The organism is Mesorhizobium album (assembly GCF_033977205.1).
Classification (GTDB): domain Bacteria; phylum Pseudomonadota; class Alphaproteobacteria; order Rhizobiales; family Rhizobiaceae; genus Mesorhizobium; species Mesorhizobium album.
On sequence record NZ_JAVIIW010000001.1, the window covers coordinates 106,005 to 119,157 of the forward strand.

The following is a 13,153-nucleotide window of genomic DNA, read 5'->3' on the forward strand; positions in this document are numbered from 1 at the left end:
TCACCTCACGCACCGACGGTTTCGCCGGCCGCGGCTTCCTCAGCGGTCAGTTCCTCCTCGGTAATCCAGCCGGCTTTCTTGCGAGCGGCCAGCACCATCTGCTCGGCATCGGCGCGCGAGACGCCGTGATCGGCAAGCACGCCGGGATAGACCTTGGTCTCGCCGTCCTTGCGCTCCTTCCAGCCGATCAGGTCATCGGCCGCGTAGCCGGCGAAGTCCTCGATCGTCTTCACGCCGTCCTCGCCGAGCGTCACCATCATGGCCGTGGTGATGCCGGGAATCTCGCGCAGCTCGTCCTTGACGCCGAGCGCCTTGCGCTTCTCATCGTGCTCGGCCTCGATCTTCTCCAGATATTCGCGGGCGCGCGACTGGATTTCCGACGCGGTATCCTCGTCGAAGCCGTCGATCGAAGAGATCTCGCCCGAGTCGACATAGGCGACTTCCTCGACGCTGGTGAAGCCTTCCGAAGCAAGCACCTGGCCGACCATCTCGTCGACATCGAGGGCTTCCATGAAGAGGGCCGAACGCTCGACGAATTCCTTCTGGCGGCGCTCGCTCTCTTCCTGTTCGGTCAGGATGTCGATGTCCCAGCCAGTGAGCTGCGAGGCAAGACGCACGTTCTGGCCGCGGCGGCCGATGGCCAGCGACAGCTGGTCGTCCGGCACCACCACCTCGATGCGCTCGGCATCCTCGTCCAGCACCACCTTGGCGACTTCCGCCGGCTGCAGCGCGTTGACGATGAACGAGGCGGCCGAAGGCGACCACGGAATGATGTCGATTTTCTCGCCCTGCAATTCGCCGACCACCGCCTGGACGCGGCTGCCGCGCATGCCGACGCAGGCGCCGACCGGATCGATCGAGGAATCGCGCGAGATGACGGCGATCTTGGCGCGCGAACCCGGATCGCGGGCGACCGACTTGATCTCGATGATCCCGTCGTAGATTTCCGGCACTTCCATGGTGAAGAGCTTGGCCATGAACTGCGGATGGGTGCGCGACAGGAAGATCTGAGGGCCGCGCTGCTCACGGCGCACGTCGTAGACATAGGCGCGGACGCGGTCGCCATATTTGTAGTTCTCGCGCGGGATCAGCTCGTCGCGGCGGATGATCGCCTCGCCACGGCCGAGGTCGACGATGACGTTGCCGTATTCGACGCGCTTGACGGTGCCGTTGACGATCTCGCCGATACGGTCCTTGTATTCGTCGTACTGACGGTCGCGCTCGGCCTCGCGCACCTTCTGGACGATGACCTGCTTGGCCGACTGGGCGGCGATGCGGCCGAAATCCATCGGCGGCAGCTGTTCGGCGATGAAATCGCCGAGCTGGGCATCGGGGTTGCGCTCGCGCGCCGTGGAAAGCGCGATCTGCGTCGCGTAATCCTCGACCTTCTCGACCACTTCCATGAGGCGCTGCAGCTTCATCTCGCCCGTATTGGGGTTGATGTCGGCGCGGATGTTGGTTTCCTGACCGTAACGCGAACGCGCGGCCTTCTGGATCGCGTCGGCCATGGCGGCGATGACGATCTGCTTGTCGATCGACTTTTCACGCGCGACCGCGTCGGCGATCTGCAGCAGTTCGAGCCTGTTGGCGCTTACAACCATTGTCTTTCTCCCGACTTCGCTCCGGGCAAAACGGCCCGAAAGCGCAATCAACTTTCCTATTTGGTTTCGTTTCCTTCGCCGGCGGCGGCGTCTTCCGCTTCGCCCCGGCGTTTCTTTGCTTCCTTGCGGGCCCTGTTGTCCTTCGACAGGGCCTCGCGAATGAGATCGTCGGTCAGCACGAGCCGCGCCTCGGCGATCGCATCATAAGGCACGCGTACCGCCGGCTCTTCGCCATAGGCCGCCTTGTCGCGCTCAAGCAGTATGCCGTCGGCGTCCGCCTCGGCGATCTTGCCCTTGAAGCGCTTGCGGTCGGCGACGAGGACCGATGTCTCGAGCTTGACCAGATGACCGGTCCAGGTGGCGAAATCCGATTTGCGCACCAGCGGCCGGTCGATGCCCGGCGACGACACTTCGAGATGATACGCCTTTTCGATCGGATCTTCGACATCGAGCGCCGGCGACACCGCGCGGCTGACCTCTTCGCAATCCTCGACGGTCATGGTGCCGTCCTCGCGTTCGGCCATGATCTGCAGCGTCAGCCCGTTCTGGCCGGTCAGCTGCACCCGCACGAGGCGGAAGCCGATGGCCTTGAGCATCGGCTGCACGATCAGCGCAATGCGCGCATCGATACCGCTTTCGCGGATGATACGGTCGTCGGCTTCGCTTGCCGTTGCGGTCATCGGATCCCTTCGCTTTGTCGCTCCGCCCGGCAGGTAATAAAAAAGAGCGGGACCGGGTGGACCCACTCTTCGTCATACCGACCAAGAATTTGAGGTTGATATAGACGATCCCGGCCGGCGTTTCAAGCCTGCAGGCAAGGAGCTTGGCGGTGCCTATAGCTGGCGCGGCCATTGCTGGGCTGCGTGCATCACCGTAAGTATCTCGATCTCGCCGCTGACCACCGGTAGGGAATTATGTATGGAATATCAGCTCTCTCGCGTGCCTTTTATGCGGCCAACTCGCCCCATAGCGGGTTGTTCGGCGAGACTATCGGCCGAGGAGACAATTCGGGCAACGACTCGCGCTGCTGCTCCAGGATTTTCCTTTTCGATATAAGCACCGATCTGATCGAGTCGCCGCAAAGCGCGCTGGGTCCACCGGATACGCTTCATCGCCCGAGGCCTGACTTAACGTACTTCGCGATGACCTCGGCCAATTCCTTCTCGCTCGCAAACTCACCTCGATCGGCTTCGCTCACGCCGGCCTCGATTTCAGCAAGCTGCCATTCCTCCCTGGCGACATAATCCTCTATCGCCTGAGCTGCGACATAAGAGCGGGAGCGATCGACTTTCTCAGCCAGGTGGTCGAGTTTGGCCACCGTCTCGTCGGGAAGGCGTACAGTGAAGGCGGTCATGGTCTGTCTCCATTCTGGTTCACTTTGAATGTGATGGAACCAGTTTGGTTCGTGAATTCCATGCATCCACGTCATATAGGCGGCATCGGACCGGCCAACGCTTTAGATAGCGCGACGCGCTTCAAGCCATGCGGGCCTCAAGCTCCGGCCTCAACCTACGTCCGGATAAAGGTCAGATAGGCAGGCCGCCGTCCCTCGCGGAGGGCCTTGGCCTCGTAGCGCGTGCCGGGCCAGCCCGCATAGGGCTGGTGCCAGTCGGCCGCCTCGCTCGCCTGCCAGGCGAAGCCGCCTTGGGCGCGGCAGGCAAGCAGCGTCCAGTTCACATAGCTGTCGATGTCGGAGGCGAAGCGGAATCTGCCGCCCACCTTCAGCACCCGCGCGAACCGGTCGAGATTGACCGGGCCGACGAAGCGGCGCTTCCAGTGCTTCTTCTTCGGCCAGGGATCCGGATAAAGGAGGTCGATGCCGTCGAGCGAGGCCGGCGGCAGCCAGTCGAGCAGGCGCGTAGCATCGTCGTCATAGACTCTCAGATTGGCGAGCGGACGCTTGTCGAGTGCCGCCATCATCTTGGCCATGCCGTTGACGAATGGCTCGACGCCGATGAAGCCGGTCGCCGGAGCCTCTGTCGCGCGATGCAGGAGATGCTCGCCGCCGCCGAAGCCGATCTCGAGCTGAAAGGCTGAAACCTGCGCCTTGAACAGCGTTCCAAGGTCCGCGGGCGCCTCCGCCGTCAGGTCGATCCGGTAGGCGCGCAGGCCGCGTTCAAGCGCCGCGGCCTGCTGCGGGCGAATGGCCTTGCCGTGCCGGCGGCCGAAAAATCCTTCGGTCGCGCGGCTCGGCCTGTCGTTTGGCTCCATGGATGGGCTTGGCGACGCCGTCAGGCGGCAATCGCGTCGGCAACCGCGTCCTTGAGGGCCTTGGCGAGGTCGGTCTTCTCCCAAGAGAAGGAACCGTCTCGGCCGGCCTTGCGGCCGAAATGGCCATAGGACGAGGTTTTCGCGTAGATCGGCCTGTTGAGGTCGAGATGACGGCGGATGCCAGACGGCGACAGGTCCATCACCTGGCGCAGCGCCTGCTCAAGTTTTGCCTCCTCGACCTTGCCGGTGCCGTGCAGGTCGACATAGACCGACAGCGGCTGGGCGACGCCGATGGCGTAGGAGAGCTGGATGGTGCAGCGGTCGGCGAGCCTGGCCGCCACCACATTCTTGGCGAGATAGCGCGCCGCATAGGCAGCCGAACGGTCGACCTTGGTGGTGTCCTTGCCGGAGAAAGCGCCACCGCCATGGGGCGCCGCGCCGCCATAGGTATCGACGATGATCTTGCGGCCGGTGAGGCCGGCATCGCCGTCGGGCCCGCCGATCACGAACTTGCCGGTCGGGTTGATGTACCAGTTGCAGTCGTCGGCGATCTTGAGGTCGCCAAGCGCCTCGCGGATGTAAGGCTCGACGACCTTGCGGACCTTCTTGGAATCCCAGCTCGAATCGAGATGCTGGGTGGAAAGCACGATCTGCGTCACTTCCGCCGCCTTGCCGTTGGCATAGCGCACGGTGACCTGGCTCTTGGCATCCGGGCCGAGCTTGCCGGCCTCGCCATTGCCTTCATGGCGCGCGGCGGCAAGCAATTCGAGGATCTTGTGGCTGTAGTAGATCGGCGCCGGCATCAGGTCCGGCGTCTCTCGGCAGGCGTAGCCGAACATAATGCCCTGGTCGCCGGCACCTTCCTCGCCCTGGCGGTCGGCGGCATTGTCGACGCCCTGGCCGATATCCGGCGACTGGCCGTGCAGCAGCACCTCGATCTTGGCCGTCTTCCAGTGGAAGCCCGCCTGCTCGTAGCCGATCTCGCGGATCGCCTTGCGGGCAACAGACTTGAACTTTGCCGGATTGACGACCGGGTGGCCCGCCGCATCCATGAGGATGTCGCCGGCCTTGTCCTTCTTCAGGAGCGTTTCGGGAACCCTGACCTCGCCGGCGATGATGACGCGGTTGGTGGTGGCCAGCGTCTCGCAGGCGACGCGCACCTTCCACGGGTCCATGCCCGTCTTCCTGGCTTCGCGATAGACGAGATCGACGATCTCGTCGGAGATACGGTCACAGACTTTGTCGGGATGGCCCTCGGAGACGGATTCCGAAGTGAAGAGATAATTCTGCCGCGTCACGGGTGTCCCCTCTTGAAAAGATCGGCAGTCTGCCGATTTTGGCGCGCCACGTGTTAGCGGTGCCGGGCGCCCCTCGTCAAGCGGCGCGTCGGATCTGGCATGAATGTCGGCACAAGCGGCTTGTGCCACCGGCAGGGCTGCCGCCGGAGGCATGAGCCCGGAATTACTCGGCTTCGTCCGGCGAAAGGGACTTCACAAGATCGATGATCCTGCGCCGCACCTTGACGTCGGGAATCTTGACGAAGGCACGATTGAGTTGAAGTCCCTCCGGACTGCCGCAGAATTCGATGGCGAACGCCATCGAGGCATCCTCGGCGAATCCCCGATTGCCGGCCCCGGCCTCCTGACCCGGAGCATCCTCGAAGAAGAAGGCGACGGGCACGCTCAGGATGGAGGCTATCGCCTGCAGACGGCTGGCGCCGACCCTGTTCGTCCCCTTTTCGTACTTCTGGATCTGTTGAAACGTGATGCCGAGATTTTCACCAAGCTTTTCCTGGCTCATTCCAAGCATATTGCGACGCAGCCGAATGCGACTCCCGACATGAATATCGATCGGATTCGGCTTCTTCTTGTTTTCTTCTGTCATTTTTTCCTCGCCGAATTTTTCCGGCTTTTTTCTATTTTTCCCGCCCAAACGAAGCCGGAGCCACCTGCCCCAACAGTCCCCTCCAGCCGACTTCGAGAAAATTTTAGGCGTTACAGTATGAGTTTCTAATGTGCCGACTGTCAATTCACCCGTAGCCGCTGCCTTACGTTCAATGTGACGGCGATCAGGGCAAACAGCAACATGATCAGCAATCCGTTAATGCGCCGCTGATCGGCGGACAGCAGGACGCGCCCGGAAACCGGCACATGCGCATCGATGGCGCCGCGCGCGTCGACCGCCAGGGCATCGACAATGCGCCCACGCGAATCGACGACGGCGGAGATGCCGTTGTTGGCCGCGCGCAACAAAGGCAATCCGTTCTCTACCGCGCGAATCTGCGCCTGCCTGAAGTGCTGGTACGGGCCTGGCGTGTCGCCAAACCAGGCGTCGTTGGTGACGTTCACAATAAGTTCAGATGACGCGGCGTCAACCGCGACAAGGTCGGGAAAGATGACCTCGTAGCAGATGAAGGGAACCGCGCTGAGGCCGTTCGGCACCGCGATTGGGTGCCGCTCGTTGCCGGCGGCGAAGTTCATCGGCCCGGCGACGAGCTGGCCTATACCGAAACGCTCGAACAGACCGGCAAAAGGCAGATATTCGCCGAACGGCACCAGATGCACCTTGTCGACGGCATCGACGATCTCGCCCTTGTCGTTGATCGCCACCACGGAATTGTAATAACGGCTGCCGGCGTTCCCTGCGCCGCCCTCCTCGCGCACGACGCCGGCAATCAGCATCTGCCCGTCGCCCAGCATGTCGCCCAGCGCCGTCAGCGCGTCGGGACGCTCCGTGAACAGGAACGGCACGGATGTTTCCGGCCACAGGATCAGTTGCGGCTTGGCGTGGCCCTGCTCCGGCGCCTTTCCCGATATCCCCATCAGCGTGGCGAAGATGCGGTCGCGCACCGAGGCATCCCATTTCTCGCTGAGGTCGACGGCGGGCTGGACGATGCGGACGTCGATCGAGCGGGTGGCCGGCTCGGCCGGCCTTGCAAGCCTGAAATAGCCGAAGCCGACATGGGCCGCGACAAGGATGACCAACAGGGCAAGGCCTAGTCTCAGATGCCGGCGCGCGGCAACAAGCGCGGGAAGCGAAAAGACGAAGACCGCGAGCGCGTTCATGCCGATCATGCCGGTCACCGAAACGCTCTGCATCAGGAGCGGCACCGGCATCGCGGCGTAGCCGACGGCGTTCCACGGAAAGCCGGTGAAGAGGAAGTCGCGCAGCCATTCGGCGAGGCCGAAGCCGAAGGCGAGTGCGGCGATGCGGCCGATGTCGCTGCTCCAGAAGAGCCGCGCCACGACCGTGGCAAAGCCATAGAAGAAGGCGAGCGCCAAGGGGATGCCGACCACGGCGAAGGGCAAGGCCCAGGCAAAGCTGTCGGCCTCGACCAGAAGTGCTTGTCCGATCCACCACAGACCGGCGAGGAAATAGCCGAAGCCGAACCACCAGCCGATGGCGAAGGCCGGCCGAAGGCGGCGCAGCCAGCCGTCGGAGGCTTCAGCGGTGGCGCCGTCGAGCAGCCAGACAAGCACCGGAAACGAGACGAAGCAGACGGCGAAGAAATCGTAGGGCGCCTGAGCGAGGACGGCCAGCGCTCCGGCGGCAAACGCCACCAGCGCCCGCCGCCACCCCCATAGCAGAATAATCCGGCCGGCAAAGCGCTTCATATAGCTTCCCAAGTCGCACGAATCAGGCAGCCAGAGATTTAACAGGCCGCGCCGCCTGCTCCAAACACGGATGATCGCAGCCTAGTTCACGGTCGCGCTATCGATGCCAACCCTCGATCCTCAGACCGCTCAGCCGCTCGGCTTCTTCTCGTGATACCACACGCAAGGTCTGGGTGAAGGTCCAGATATGACCTTCGGGATCGCGGGCGCGGTATTGCCGCTCGCCGTAGAAATGATCGGCGGGCTCCTCGACGATTTCAGCACCGGCCGCGCGCGCTTTTTCGCAATGGACGTCGATGTCGTCCTTGAGACGGATATAGACCGACTGGGTGTTCTTGCCGCCGACCGAGGCGGGGCTGGCGATGTGCGCGGCCCATTCTGAATCGACGATGATATAGCCGTCGCCGAACCGCATTTCGGCATGGACCAGCCGTCCGTCGGCGTCGCTCACCATCATGCTAGGCTCGAAGCCGAACGCTGCCTGGAGCCAGGCCAAAGCCGCGCGCGGATCTTGATAGAAGACGCCGGAACCGAGGACGGCGTGCTTGAACGGATCGTCGACCGGCATGATGCGACGATGTCAGGCCTGCTCGGTGCGCGCCGCGCGGCGGCGCTGCCGCTCGCCCTTCGGGCTCTGCACGATGCGGACGCGTTTGACGCGGCGCGGGTCGGCGTCGAGCACATGGAATTCGAAGCCCGGTATGGCTTGCACCACTTCGCCGCGGGCCGGAACCCGGCCAAGCGTGTTGAAGATCATGCCGCCGATGGTGTCGACATATTCGCCATGCTCGCCGGCGGCGAAATCCTCGCCGATCATCTTGGCGACCTCGTCGATCTCGGCCTTGCCGTCGACCACGAACACGCCGTCGCCGGCCTGGGTGATCATCGGCTCGTCGTCGTCATGCTCGTCCTCGATGTCGCCGACCACCATCTCGACGATGTCCTCCAGCGAGGCAAGACCGTCGGTGCCGCCATATTCGTCGATGACGAGCGCCATCTGGGTGCGGGTCGTCTGCATGCGCCCCATCAGGTCGGAAGCAAGCATCGAAGGCGGCACGAACAGCACCGGGCGGATCAGGTCGAGATCGCCGATGGTGCGGGCGAGATCGACCTGGGCGAGATCGAGGGCGGCGGGCGCCGGCGCCTTCCTGTTCGCGCGGCCCCGCTTCACGCGGGCAACCTTGGTGATGTGGGCAAGAACGTCGCGGATGTGAACCATGCCGCGCGGGTCGTCGAGCGTCTCGGAATAGACCGGCATGCGGGAATGGCCGGACTGCTCGAAGAGGCCAAGCAGATCGCCAAGCTTGGTGGAGATCTCGACCGCTTCTATGTCGGCGCGCGGCACCATGACGTCCTCGACGCGCACTTCGCGCAGCCGCAGGATGTTGTTGAGCATGGCGCGTTCGCCGGGCGAGAAGGATTCGGCGTCGCTCGCCGTCTCGGCCAGCGCGTCGGCAATCTCCTCGCGCAGATTGGTGCCGTTGCGGTGCCTGAACAGGCCGAGCACGCGATCGAAGAGCGAAGGACCGGCATGCGAAGCCTCAGCGGCCGCGCTGCCGGTCGGAATACTCTGACTGGAGCCTTCTTCCGACTTCTCGGAAGGCTTGACCGCACCGCCGGCGTCCGGACGGGCGGCAGGTTCTGGTTTGTCGTTCATCGTCGTCTGATCAATTGGTCTTTTTTGTTACGCGTAGGGATCGGGAATGGCAAGCCTCGCAAGCGCAGCGCGCTCGATCGCCTCCATCTCCTCCGCCTCGGCGTCGGTCTCGTGGTCATGGCCCATAAGGTGCAGAAGGCCATGGATGACGAGATGGGTGATATGGTTCTCCAACGGCTTGTCTTCCAGTGCAGCCTCGCGCGCGACCGTCTCGGAGGCCAGCACGATGTCGCCCAGCATCGGCGGCAGCTTGCCGCCTTTCGGGAAGGAAAAAGCCGGGAAAGACAAGACGTTGGTCGGCTTGTCCTTGCCGCGCCATTCGGCATTGAGGGTGCGGATATGGGCATCGTCGGAAAAAACGACGCTGAGCTCGGAGGCGCCCTTCGCGCCGGTCTCGGCAAAGGCGGCCGCGACCGCCCGGTCGACGAGGCGCGTCAACTCGGTCTCCGCAGGCCAGTCGCCGGCCTCGACGAAAATATCGATGTCGACCGGCATTTCGGCGGCGGGTCTCAGGTTTTCAGCCATGCGGCCTTTCAGCTCTCGGCGCCGAGGCCCCTGGCCAGCTTGCCGTCGCGGTCATAGGCCTTGACGATCTCGGCGACCAGCGGATGCCGCACCACGTCGCCTTCGTTGAAGCGGACCGTGACGATGCCGGGAACGCCGTCAAGGATGCGCAGCGCCTCGACCAGGCCCGACTTGGTGTTGGGCGGCAGGTCGATCTGGGTCGGATCGCCGGTGACGATCATGCGCGAGTTCTCGCCGAGACGGGTGAGAAACATCTTCATCTGCATCGGAGTGGTGTTTTGCGCCTCGTCGAGGATCACCGCCGCATGCGCCAGCGTGCGGCCGCGCATGAAGGCGAGCGGCGCAATCTCGATCACTTCGGCCGCGATCGCCCGCTCGACCTTGTCGGCCGGCATCATGTCGTAGAGCGCGTCGTAGAGGGGCCGCAGATATGGGTCGACCTTCTCCTTCATGTCGCCGGGCAGGAAGCCCAGCCGCTCGCCGGCCTCGACGGCGGGACGCGAGAGCACGATGCGCTCGACCATGCCGCGCTCCAAGAGCATCGCCGCGTGGGCCACCGCCAGATAGGTCTTGCCGGTGCCGGCCGGGCCGATACCGAAGACCATTTCGGAGCGCTCCAGCGCGCGCATATAGGCGTCCTGGTTGAGCGAGCGGGCATAGATCGTGCGCTTGCGCGTGGCGATCTGGGCGGCGGAGACCTTGCCCTTGCGCTCCATGGTCGGCAGCGTCAGCTGGTCGTCGGCGGCGATCGCCATGCGCACGGCGCCGTCGACGTCCGACTGGCCGATCTCGGCGCCCTTCTGGAGAATGCCGTAGAGCGTATCCAGCGCCCGGCGCGCCTGCTCGGCGGCAGAGGCCGAGCCTTTGATCGCAAGCTGGTTGCCGCGCGAGCGGATATCGACGCCGAGCTTCTGCTCGAGCCTGGCCAGGTTTTCGTCGAACTGGCCGTAAAGGGCGCTGGCAAGCTTGTTGTTGTCGAAGGTCAGTACGATGTGCGCCATGTCGGAGGCCCCGGATGCCTGGTTCTGGGGCGAGTTCTTCAGCTCAGCAGCGCTCAACCGTCTCTCCTCATCTGCCGAGGCTTGTGGCTATGCATGTCGTTGTCCCAAACCCACGGGCACTTTTGGGCGACATGCATTCAGGCCAACTCGGCGAACAGGCTGTTGGGGCCTGTCTTCGTGATTCGTACGTCGATAATGTCACCGATTCCGCCGGCCTTGTCGTCAACAATTACCGGCTGCAGCCAGGGCGAGCGGCCGACGATCTGGCCGGCATGGCGGCCGGGCTTCTCGATCAATGTGCTGACCGTGCGGCCGACCAGGCTGGCGATGAAATCCTTCTGCTGCTCGTTGATCAGCGCCTGCAGGCGCTGCAGCCGCTCGTCCTTCGCTGCCTCGGAAATATGGCCGTCCATCTCGGCGCCGGGCGTGCCGGGGCGTGGCGAATATTTGAACGAGAAGGCCGAGGCGTATTTCACGTCGCGCACGAGCTTGAGCGTCGCCTCGAAATCCTCTTCCGTCTCGCCCGGGAAGCCGACGATGAAATCTCCGGACATGGCGATATCGCCCCGCGCGGCGCGGATGCGATCGATGAGGGCCAGATAGTCGCGTGCCGTATGCCTGCGATTCATCACCTTCAATATCCGGTCGGAACCAGACTGCACTGGTAAATGCAGATAGGGCATCAATGCCGGCAGGTCACCGTGCGCGGCGATCAATTCATCGTCCATGTCGCGCGGATGGCTGGTTGTGTAGCGCAGGCGTGCCAGCCCGGGGACCTCCGCCAGGCGGAAGAGCAGGCGGCCGAGGCCCCATTCCTCGCCGTTCTCGCCCGCGCCGTGCCAGGCATTGACGTTCTGGCCGAGCAGTGTCACCTCGCGCACGCCGGCCTCGGCCAGGCGCTCGGCCTCGGAGACGATCTGCGCCACCGGCCGCGAGACTTCGGAGCCGCGCGTATAGGGCACAACGCAGAAGGTGCAGAACTTGTCGCAGCCTTCCTGCACGGTAAGGAAGGCGGTGACGCCGCGCTTTGCGACTTCGGCGCGCTTCGGCTGCGGAAGATGCTCGAACTTGTCCTCGATGGCGTAGTCGGTCTCGACGATCTTCTCGCCGCCGCGGACTCTCGCCAGCACGTCGGGCAGACGGTGATAGGTCTGCGGGCCGATGACGAGATCGACCGCGGGCGCGCGGCGGATGATCTCTGCCCCTTCGGCCTGCGCCACGCAGCCGGCGACGCCGATCAAAAGCTCGCGCCCGGCCTCGGCGCGCTCGGCCTTCATGTCGCGGATGCGGCCAAGCTCCGAATAGACCTTCTCGGCCGCCTTCTCGCGGATATGACAGGTGTTGAGCAGCACCAGATCGGCGTCCTCGACGGCGTCGGTCGCGACATAGCCGTCGGCGGCCAGCGCATCGGTCATGCGCTGGGAATCGTAGACGTTCATCTGGCAGCCATAGGTCTTGACGAAGACCTTCTTCGCCGCCGGGGCAGCGCCGGCCGGGCGCTCGGGCGCAGCGCCGATGCGGTGACTTTCAATCGTGTTCAATTCCATCGGCCGGCTTCTAACGCCTTTCCGTGACAAAAAACAGACGATTCTGGCCGCCTACGGCGCCACGCGTTAGGTTTTCAGCCTACGCGCTGACGACTGGGACGCGGATCGGCGAGCACGGCCTGCATCATCTCGCGCACCTTGGCTTCCATCAATCTTGCCGTTTCCTTGCGGCTCGAGCCCTTGGAGAACGGCACCGGCTCGCCGAAATGCACCTCGGCATCCATCGCGCCTTCGGCAAGCAGGACCTTCAGATGCGGCATCAGATCCTGGTCGCCGATCCAGGCGGCCATCGGCCGGTGGCGGCGGCCCATCGGCACGCCATGCACGCGCGTGTAGGCGATCGCCACCGGCTGGATGAAAACCTGGTCCGCCGCTCCTTCCGAGATCGCCATCGAGGCAGCGCCGAACAAGGTGCTCTTGAACGGCAGCACCAGATTGCCGTCGCCCGTCGAGCCCTCGGCGAACAGCACCATCGCGTCGCCCTTGGCCATGCGCCTAGCGATCTCGCTCGCCTGGTCGCCGGAGGTGCGCTTGCGCTCGCGTTCGATGAAAACGGTGCGCTGCAGCTTGGAAAGCATGCCGATCAGCGGCCAGCCTTCCATGTCGGCCCTGGCGATGAACTTCACATCGACAAAGGAGCCGAGCACCATGATGTCGGTCCAGGAGATGTGATTGGCGGCGATGAGCAAGGGGCGCTCCTTGGCCAGCTTGCCTTTGACATGGACACGAAGCCCAAGCGCCTTGAGGATCATGCCGTGCCAGATCTTGAGGATGACCGTTTCAGGCCAGAGTCTGGTCTTCATCGACAGGATCTGCAGCGGCACAAGCACCACCGAGCCGGTGACGACAAGGCCGAACGCCAGGAAAATCCGCAATCTCTTGATCATTCGCTACGGACCCTATCATTACAGCGCCGCGCGCCCTCTCGGGCGCGCAAAGGATGCTGTAACACCCCAATTCGGCGCATGATCCTTTCCGAACCGAAGGTCAGCGAAGC

13 protein-coding genes and 1 pseudogene are annotated in these 13,153 nt (G+C 63.9%); all 14 read right to left on the minus strand.

Translation table 11 applies throughout. The annotated features are described in order from the left end of the window. Positions 1-5: 5 nt before the first annotated feature. The 14 genes and pseudogenes from nusA to olsA all read right to left on the minus strand — a co-directional run bounded on the left by nusA (position 6) and on the right by olsA (position 13,043). On the minus strand, positions 6-1,601 hold the full coding sequence (nusA, locus tag RFN28_RS00480; RefSeq protein WP_320285399.1) for a transcription termination factor NusA: 1,596 nt from the start codon (positions 1,599-1,601) through the stop codon (positions 6-8). 56 nt (positions 1,602-1,657) lie between these two features. Next, positions 1,658-2,281: a ribosome maturation factor RimP gene (rimP, locus tag RFN28_RS00485; RefSeq protein ID WP_320285400.1), complete on the minus strand. Its 624-nt coding sequence runs from the start codon at positions 2,279-2,281 to the stop codon at positions 1,658-1,660. 153 nt (positions 2,282-2,434) lie between these two features. Next, positions 2,435-2,713, minus strand: a pseudogene (locus tag RFN28_RS00490) (type II toxin-antitoxin system RelE/ParE family toxin). Beyond that, positions 2,710-2,955 (minus strand): CopG family ribbon-helix-helix protein, encoded by a 246-nt coding sequence (locus RFN28_RS00495; RefSeq protein ID WP_320285402.1) that lies wholly within the window; start codon positions 2,953-2,955, stop codon positions 2,710-2,712. The pseudogene RFN28_RS00490 and the gene RFN28_RS00495 overlap by 4 nt, the downstream one beginning before the upstream one ends. 155 nt (positions 2,956-3,110) lie before the next feature. Next, entirely contained in the window at positions 3,111-3,812 is a 702-nt protein-coding gene (trmB, locus tag RFN28_RS00500) for a tRNA (guanine(46)-N(7))-methyltransferase TrmB (RefSeq protein WP_320285403.1), read from the minus strand. Between the two features lie 20 nt (positions 3,813-3,832). Next, complete coding sequence (gene metK / locus RFN28_RS00505; RefSeq protein ID WP_320285404.1) at positions 3,833-5,110, minus strand: methionine adenosyltransferase; 1,278 nt, start codon at positions 5,108-5,110, stop codon at positions 3,833-3,835. A 163-nt stretch (positions 5,111-5,273) separates the two neighbouring features. Next, on the minus strand, positions 5,274-5,696 hold the full coding sequence (locus tag RFN28_RS00510) for a helix-turn-helix domain-containing protein (RefSeq protein ID WP_040973463.1): 423 nt from the start codon (positions 5,694-5,696) through the stop codon (positions 5,274-5,276). Positions 5,697-5,836: 140 nt separating this feature from the next. Then, a complete protein-coding gene (gene lnt, locus RFN28_RS00515) occupies positions 5,837-7,426 on the minus strand; it encodes an apolipoprotein N-acyltransferase (RefSeq protein ID WP_320285405.1) in 1,590 nt (529 codons plus the stop codon). Between the two features lie 97 nt (positions 7,427-7,523). Then, positions 7,524-7,994, minus strand: a complete 471-nt coding sequence (locus RFN28_RS00520) for a VOC family protein (RefSeq protein WP_320285406.1) — start codon at positions 7,992-7,994, stop codon at positions 7,524-7,526. Positions 7,995-8,006: 12 nt separating this feature from the next. After that, a complete protein-coding gene (locus tag RFN28_RS00525; protein WP_320285407.1) occupies positions 8,007-9,083 on the minus strand; it encodes a hemolysin family protein in 1,077 nt (358 codons plus the stop codon). A 27-nt stretch (positions 9,084-9,110) separates the two neighbouring features. Then, positions 9,111-9,608, minus strand: coding sequence for an rRNA maturation RNase YbeY (gene ybeY, locus RFN28_RS00530; RefSeq protein WP_320285408.1), 498 nt, complete (start codon positions 9,606-9,608; stop codon positions 9,111-9,113). 8 nt (positions 9,609-9,616) lie between these two features. After that, a complete protein-coding gene (locus tag RFN28_RS00535; protein ID WP_320285640.1) occupies positions 9,617-10,609 on the minus strand; it encodes a PhoH family protein in 993 nt (330 codons plus the stop codon). Between the two features lie 137 nt (positions 10,610-10,746). Further along, a complete protein-coding gene (gene miaB, locus RFN28_RS00540) occupies positions 10,747-12,156 on the minus strand; it encodes a tRNA (N6-isopentenyl adenosine(37)-C2)-methylthiotransferase MiaB (RefSeq protein ID WP_320285409.1) in 1,410 nt (469 codons plus the stop codon). Positions 12,157-12,230: 74 nt separating this feature from the next. Further along, positions 12,231-13,043 (minus strand): lyso-ornithine lipid O-acyltransferase, encoded by an 813-nt coding sequence (gene olsA / locus RFN28_RS00545; protein ID WP_320285410.1) that lies wholly within the window; start codon positions 13,041-13,043, stop codon positions 12,231-12,233. Positions 13,044-13,153: the final 110 nt, after the last annotated feature.